The 7,183-nt window shown below is 28.6% G+C and carries 8 protein-coding genes; all 8 read right to left on the bottom strand.

The window, feature by feature from the left end:
- Positions 1-106 precede the first annotated feature (106 nt).
- A complete protein-coding gene (locus L6653_RS08435; RefSeq protein ID WP_236786757.1) occupies positions 107-991 on the bottom strand; it encodes an undecaprenyl-diphosphate phosphatase in 885 nt (294 codons plus the stop codon).
- Positions 988-1,797 (bottom strand): tRNA 2-thiocytidine biosynthesis TtcA family protein, encoded by an 810-nt coding sequence (locus L6653_RS08440; RefSeq protein ID WP_236786760.1) that lies wholly within the window; start codon positions 1,795-1,797, stop codon positions 988-990. Before L6653_RS08440 ends, L6653_RS08435 begins: the two co-directional genes overlap by 4 nt.
- Positions 1,797-2,588: an MBL fold metallo-hydrolase gene (locus tag L6653_RS08445; protein WP_236786763.1), complete on the bottom strand. Its 792-nt coding sequence runs from the start codon at positions 2,586-2,588 to the stop codon at positions 1,797-1,799. Before L6653_RS08445 ends, L6653_RS08440 begins: the two co-directional genes overlap by 1 nt.
- Positions 2,589-2,699: 111 nt before the next feature.
- Positions 2,700-3,515 carry a Cof-type HAD-IIB family hydrolase gene (locus L6653_RS08450; RefSeq protein ID WP_236786766.1) on the bottom strand — a complete coding sequence of 272 codons (816 nt, stop codon included), beginning with the start codon at positions 3,513-3,515 and terminating at the stop codon, positions 2,700-2,702.
- Positions 3,516-3,591: 76 nt separating this feature from the next.
- On the bottom strand, positions 3,592-4,896 hold the full coding sequence (locus L6653_RS08455; protein WP_236786768.1) for a radical SAM protein: 1,305 nt from the start codon (positions 4,894-4,896) through the stop codon (positions 3,592-3,594).
- Complete coding sequence (locus L6653_RS08460; protein ID WP_236786770.1) at positions 4,893-6,170, bottom strand: HAD-IA family hydrolase; 1,278 nt, start codon at positions 6,168-6,170, stop codon at positions 4,893-4,895. Before L6653_RS08460 ends, L6653_RS08455 begins: the two co-directional genes overlap by 4 nt.
- Before the next feature lies 1 nt (position 6,171).
- Complete coding sequence (locus L6653_RS08465) at positions 6,172-6,618, bottom strand: PPC domain-containing DNA-binding protein (protein WP_236786772.1); 447 nt, start codon at positions 6,616-6,618, stop codon at positions 6,172-6,174.
- A 334-nt stretch (positions 6,619-6,952) separates the two neighbouring features.
- A partial coding sequence (locus tag L6653_RS08470) for a hypothetical protein (RefSeq protein WP_236786774.1) occupies positions 6,953-7,183 on the bottom strand: 231 nt, incomplete at its 5' end.

The raw sequence follows: 7,183 nt of genomic DNA on the forward strand, positions 1-7,183 counted from the left end.
ATAAATTCTTAAAATCTCTTATTCTAATTTTACACTATAAGGATAATTTTTTAAAGTTTTGGGCATTTAAAAAGACGGAATAATCCGCCTTATAATACTAAAAATATTATTTAATTATTAGAAAATATAAAAATACAATAACTGAAAGAACAATTCTATATTTTCCAAAAATTATAAAGTCGTTTTTTTGTACGTAGGAAATAAATTTCTTTATTACTATATAAGCAACGATAAAGCTTAAAATCATTCCTATAATAATTAAAATCCATTCATATCCTGAAAATCCTGATACATTTTTTACAACTTTTAAAAGTGTGGCTCCAAGCATGGTTGGAATTGCCAAAAAGAATGAAAATTCTGCACTAGCTGATCTTGAAAGTCCCAAAATCATTGCACCAATTATTGTTGCAGCTGATCTAGAAGTTCCTGGAATCATTGCAAGAACTTGGAAACAGCCTATAAAAAATGCAGTTTTATAAGAAATTAAGGAAAGATTATCGATTCTTTTTTTATTTTCATTTTTATTTTTCTTTTCAATTAAAATTATTCCAATACCCCAAACAAAAAGCATGAGGGCAACAACCATTGGATTAAATAAGTAAGCATCAATAATATCATCAAGCAAAAATCCTAAAATTCCTGCAGGAATTACCCCAATAATTACTCTTTTCCAAAGCTCGATTGTTTCTTTGTGTGGGTGGGTTAACCTGTAATAAACTTTTGATTGGCCATTTAATTTATCGTAATTTTTTGGGAAATATTTTTGAGTTTTTTCTAAATTCCAAGGATTTAGTTTAGAAAAATACAAAACTACTACTGAAAGTATTGCACCAAGTTGAATTATTACATTAAAGGCATTGGCAAATTTTTCTGGCTCAAGTTTTACAAACTCATTTACCAAAATAAGGTGGCCTGTTGATGAAACAGGCAAAAATTCTGTTACTCCTTCAACAATTGAAAGAATAAATACTTTTAACAAATCTAAAATCATTTTTCAAATTCCTCCATGAACGAATGTTCTTTACCATTTATTTTGTATCCCAAAACCATATCGCAATTTACATTTTCTGCTGATCTTAGGATTGATTTTTCTACATTTGGTATATCTTCTTTTAATTCTTCTATAAGATTTTTTATCTTTTTTCTTGTGTAAGACTCGCTTTTTTTTGTAACAGTACAAGCACAATTTAAGGCATCAAGTCCTACATAATCACGCCAAGCTATTACATCTTTTTCTTCTATAAAATACATGGGCCTAATTAGCTCCATTTCTTCAAAATTTTGTGCCATAAGTTTTGGCTTCATTGTTTTATAATTTCCAGCATACAAAACATTCATCAAAGTTGTTTCGATTGCATCGTTCATGTGATGACCCAAGGCAACTTTATTACAACCAAGCTCTTTTGCCTTGGCATACAAAAATCCCCTTCTCATTCTTGCACACATATAACAAGGATATTCTCCAGAAATTTTCTCGCTAATTTCAAAAACATCTGAATCGAAGATTTTGGCTGGAATATTTAAATATTTTAAATTTTTTTCCAATAATTCTCTGTTTTCCTTATCGTATCCCGGATCCATGCAAATATATTCAACATCAAAATTTACATTTGAATGTTTGTGTAATTCTTCTACAAGTTTTGCAGTCAAAAGCGAATCTTTTCCACCTGAAATCGCACAAGCAACCTTGTCGCCCTCATTTATCAATTCATATTTTTTTACAGCTTTTACAAATTTTGACCAAAGCTCTTTCCTATATTTTTTTATAATTGATCTTTCAATTTCTACTAATTCCATTATAACTCCACTAAGCTTGAAGGTGCATGTCTTTTTGCAACTTCCAATTTTATATCTCTATTTGTATCTAGGCCACAGGATTTTAAGTAATTATCTACGGTTATTCTACAAAGTTCTTCTGAATTATTTGTTTCAGACAAATGGGCAAGAAAAATTTTTTCATTTTTCCCTTGGAGGGCATCTGCCAAAGATTTTGCCGATTGTTCATTTGATAAGTGTCCCATTTTCCCCATAATCCTAACTTTCATAGGATAAGTGTAGGGTCCACGTTTTAAAGCATCAAGGTCGTGGTTGGCCTCAAAATAATAAATATCTGATCCCTTTATTTCATTTAAAATTCTCTCATCAATTATTCCAGTATCAGTCAAAACCGTAATTTTTTTATTATCCAAATACAAAATAAAACCAACCGGCTCTTTTGCATCGTGGTGAATTGATATTGGAAAAATATCAAAAGAATTAAAGTTTAAAAAAGAATTTGATCTGAAAATTTTTATATTTTCTTCTTTCAATTTCCCAGCATTTTTTATAAAAGAAAGCCAGGTTCCCTTGTTGGCATAAATTGGAATATCATATCTTCTGCTCATAACAGAGGCTCCCTTTACATGGTCAGCGTGTTCGTGAGTTAGAAAAATCGCATCCAAATCTTTTGGATTTTCGCCAATTTGAGATAAAAGATTTTCTATTTTTCTTCCAGAAAAACCACAATCAATCAAAATTCTTGATCCCTTGTGCTCAACAAAAACAGAATTTCCTGAAGATCCTGAAGCTAGAGAACAAAATTTACTCATAATACTTCCTATCTTTTTTCAAATTTTATTTTAACATAAAAATATGTAAGATTTTAGAAAAATCTTACATAAGAACTAATCATATAATACTTTTTTTTCGAAAGCTTTCAATCACTTGTCAAAAAATACTTTTTCCAAAATATCAAAAACTCCATCTTGGTCGTTTGAATAAGCTGAAACGATGTCAACCATTTCTTTTACACTATCTCTTCCATTTGAACAAGTTGCAGAAATTCCTGCAATTTCAAGCATTGACTTATCATTATTAGAATCTCCAATAGCAAGGGTTGAATTAATATCAATATTTAAAATTTTACAAAGTCTTTTAAGAGACTGACCCTTGTCAGCTTCTTTATTTAAAACCTCAAAAACTTCTGGCACATTTCTTACAGTTTGATAAGTTTTCAAAAGATTTTTGTTGTGGTTTTTTTCAAATTCATCAACAATTTCCCTATCTCCCATAATTGTAATTCTATCAACACTTTGATTTTTATTTTTCTCATCAAATTTTTCAATAGGCATTTTTAAAAGTTTTGATTCAAATTGAAAATGTTTATTTATATTGTCGCTATTATTGTACAAATTATATTTATTATAAATTCCAATTTGAAGCTTGTCGTTTATTATTTTTTTAAGATTTAAATAATCGTCTATATGAAGGATTTTTTTGGAAATATCTGATTTGTCCTTGTTTTTTATAACAAGAGATCCGGTATTGGTTATTGAATAATCGTCATTAGAAAATAAATCCAAACGATCAAGAATCCAAGAAAATCCACCCACAGGTCTTCCAGTTGCAATTACAACAAAAATCCCCTTATCTCTTAATTTTTTTATAATTTTAAAATTTTTCTCAGAAACATTTTTATCAGAACTCAAAAGCGTCCCATCAAGGTCTATAGCTACAAGTTTTATATTTTTATCCATTTTTACTCCTAACTTAAATCTATCTTTATTCTATCACATAAAATTATTTATTTTAAAATATAAAAAATAAGCCCTATTATAAAGGCTTATTAATAAAATTTTCTATTAATTTATTTTTATCAGAAATTTCTTTTTCAATATTTTTATAATAATCTCTAAGATTTCTCTCATTCCTATATTTTTTTCCATTTGTAAGTTTGGAATTTGCATTCATTCCAAGGCCTATAATATTTTCTAGCTCTTCATTTATCAAAATATTGTATCTTTGGGGAGTATTTTCTTTTTCGTAGCCAATATTTTCCAAATTTCCTATTATATTTTTTTGTCTGTAAAGATAGTAGGGATTGTAGGAATTTTCTTTGGTAAATTTTTCTATATCTTTGGAAATTTTTTTCGCTTCAATTTCATCACCATTTATATTTTCTTCAAAATATTTTGACCCAACTTTTTGGGCGAGGGCATGAAAAGTAATATTATCTGGCCTTAAATCTTTTAAAATTTCAAAATTTTTAGAAAAACTTTCCTTATTTTCTCCAAAAAGTCCCACAATAAAATCCATATTCACAATAAAACCAAGCTTTTTGGCGTAAGTATAAATTTTTACAAAATTTTTAAAATCAATTGGCCTATTTATATTTTCTAAAACATTTGATGTAAAAGTTTGTGGATTTAAAGAGATTCTTCCTACATTTTTTTCTTTAAATAAATCAAGCTTATTAAAATCTAAAGTGTCTTCCCTTCCTGCCTCAAGAGTAAATTCGTCAAAAATAAATTTCTCATTGATTAAAGACAAAATCCTGTCCAAATCTTTCAAAGATAAATTTGATGGAGTTCCTCCCCCAAGATAAATAGTATCCAATTTTTTGGGCAAATTCATTTGAGAAATTTCCTTTAATAAAAAATCCACATAAAGATTTTTCTCTACTGTGCTTGACACAATAGTAGGATAGGAACAATACCTGCACCTTTGGGGGCAAAAAGGAATATTTATATAAAGATTGAAGGCTTTGGGGTCAAATTTTAATTTATCCTGACTTTTTTTAATACTTTTTAATAAGTCAATCTTATTATCCTTAAGCTTATAAATATTTTTTAAATCATCAAGGGTGTGATTTTTTAAAAGTTTTGAAGGCTTTGACCCTGTCAAAATCCCCCAATCAGAAGATTTTTTATTTTTTTCTTTTAAAATTTCAAATAAAATTTGTTTTAATTTCAAATTAGAATCAAAAAAGTAGGACTTATTTTCAAATTCAATAAGTCCATTTTTTATTGATATATTAGGATTTTCTTCTACAAAAATAAATTCTTCTTTCTCGTAGAAAATATTTAAAATATCATATACAATTTTTCTTAAATTTTCATTTTCTAAATATATTCTCATATCTCTTTTACAATTTCCCTTGCCCAATTTTCATCAACCATTTCCACATTTTTTACATCTATAAAGGGAATATATTTGTCATACAAACTTTCATACAAATCATCAATAAAGGGCATTTTAAAAATTCCGTCTTTTGTTTTTATTATAAATTCCTTGTTTTTGTAGGTCATTTGCAAAATATCTTCTTTTTTAAATTTAAAATCCGGACTTTGGATTAGGACAAATTTCATAATTTCAATTATATTATCAATTTTCCCCTCTTCAAAAATAGAAATTTTTTCTTTTAAATCCGAGTCACTCTTGCACATTCTAATCAAAAAATCTTCAGCCTTGTTTTTATTTAACCTATCCAAAATTTTAAGCGAAGATTTAAAGGCAAGTTGGTTTCTTTTTTTAATAAATTTTGGATCATTTACAAACATTAATTTTTTGTCGCTATCGGTGTAAACATACCTATAATTTAATTTGAATAAATTTTTACAAGAAGGACACTCGATTATGCCAATATTTTCTATAAAATCTTTATCATTTTGCGAAAAAACTGCTGTTGGCAAGGATTTGGTAAATTTGTTTTGGCAAGCTGGACAAGATAAAGAAAAATCCTTATCTCTTGTATCGATAGAATTTTTTTCTTTTATATATGATAAAAATTCTCCCAAAGATGAAAATACCAAGTCTGCTTCTTTTTTTGTGGCATCGCTATCATCCAAATCTACAATCAAAACCGCTTTTGCCCCGGATTTTTTTGCAGCCCTAATTCCAGAAAGTGAATCCTCGAGAATATAAGTTTTTTCCTTGTCTGCGCCCAACTTTTCCATTGTGAAATTAAAAATTTCAGGATCAGGCTTTCCATTTTTTATCTCATCAGCTGTAATTATTTGGTCAAAATAATCTCGAACACCTTCCCTGTCCACCAAAAAATCTACTTTTTTCTTATAAGAAGACGAAGCTAGGGCAATTTTTTCTTCATTTTCTTTCAAATAATCCAAAAGTTCTAAAAGATCTGGTTTTTTTAAAGAATAATCAAGTTCTTCAAATCTTTTCTCCCTTAAATCATTCAATTCTTCTCGAATTTTTTCTGCCTTTTCTCTATCCATAGAAAAATGTTCCTCCATAAATGAAATGGATTCATCCTTTTTTCTACCAGATAAAAGAATTTTATCTTCCAATGTAAACTCAAAATCATTTTTTTGAGCTACTTCAAGCCAAGTTTGATAGTAAATTTTTTCCGTATCAAAAATGGTCCCATCCATATCAAAAATAAAATAATTCATATTAAAACTCAATCAAATTTAAACCCAAATCTTGGTCAAAAATCCTATTAATTTTGCCATCAATTATAGTCACAAAAATTTCTGCAGTCAAAGAAATAACAGCCTCATTCAAGTGCCCTGCAATCGCCTCACCAGCAAGGCTATTTTCATTAGGATTTGATTTTGCCCTTCCACAAGTTATGTGAAAATGAGTATAAAGCTTTCCATCTTTATTTGAAATATTTCCACAAAGATTTGCAATTTCTAAATCCTCTTCATATTTTTTTATTTTATATTCCTTACTTTCCGGATCAAAAAGACCCACTTCAAGATTATCAGTAGCTCCAATTCCAGTTAAAAATCCAGCCTTAACATTTTCTTTTTCAAGAATTTCCCTAACAGATTCCACAAGCTTATCGCCTTTTTTTAATCTAATAACTAATTTATCATCAAATCTTTTATAAACCATACAAAATCCTTTCATTTTTCTTATCTTTTCTTTAATAATTATACCCAAACAAGGAGAGAGGTGTTGGATTTTAATTTTTATTTTTCAAAATAAATTATTTTATTAATTCAAAACTTCGTAGACTTAGGGCGGAAGGAACAGGGGACTTCCGATTGTCCCCTTTTTCCTTCCCCCTAAGAACCCCCATCTTTATAACCCCTTAACCGGCCCTTGCAGGGAGCAAAATTAGAAAGAAACTAAAGTTTCTTTCAGTTTTAAATTGATTATCCGGATTTAATTAAAATAAAAGCCCAATATAAATAAATTCTAAGTTCATTAAAAGAGAAAAAATAACTCACTTTCGTTCAAACAATTTTTTCTCTAATAATTCACTTGAATTTATAATTATTTTTAAACAGCAATTAAACTTTAAAAACTTGAAAGAAGCGAAGCTTCTTACAAAACCAGCTCCATGCAATGGTCGGTTGCAGGGGGGTAAAAAAGTGGGGGTTGTTAGGGGGAGGAAAAAGGGGGAGAATCGAAACTCCCCCATTTCCTCCGCCCTAACATTACGGAGTATTAAATT

Origin of the sequence: Anaerococcus ihuae (assembly GCF_928368155.1) — a bacterium.
Classification (GTDB): Bacteria; Bacillota; Clostridia; order Tissierellales; family Peptoniphilaceae; genus Anaerococcus; species Anaerococcus ihuae.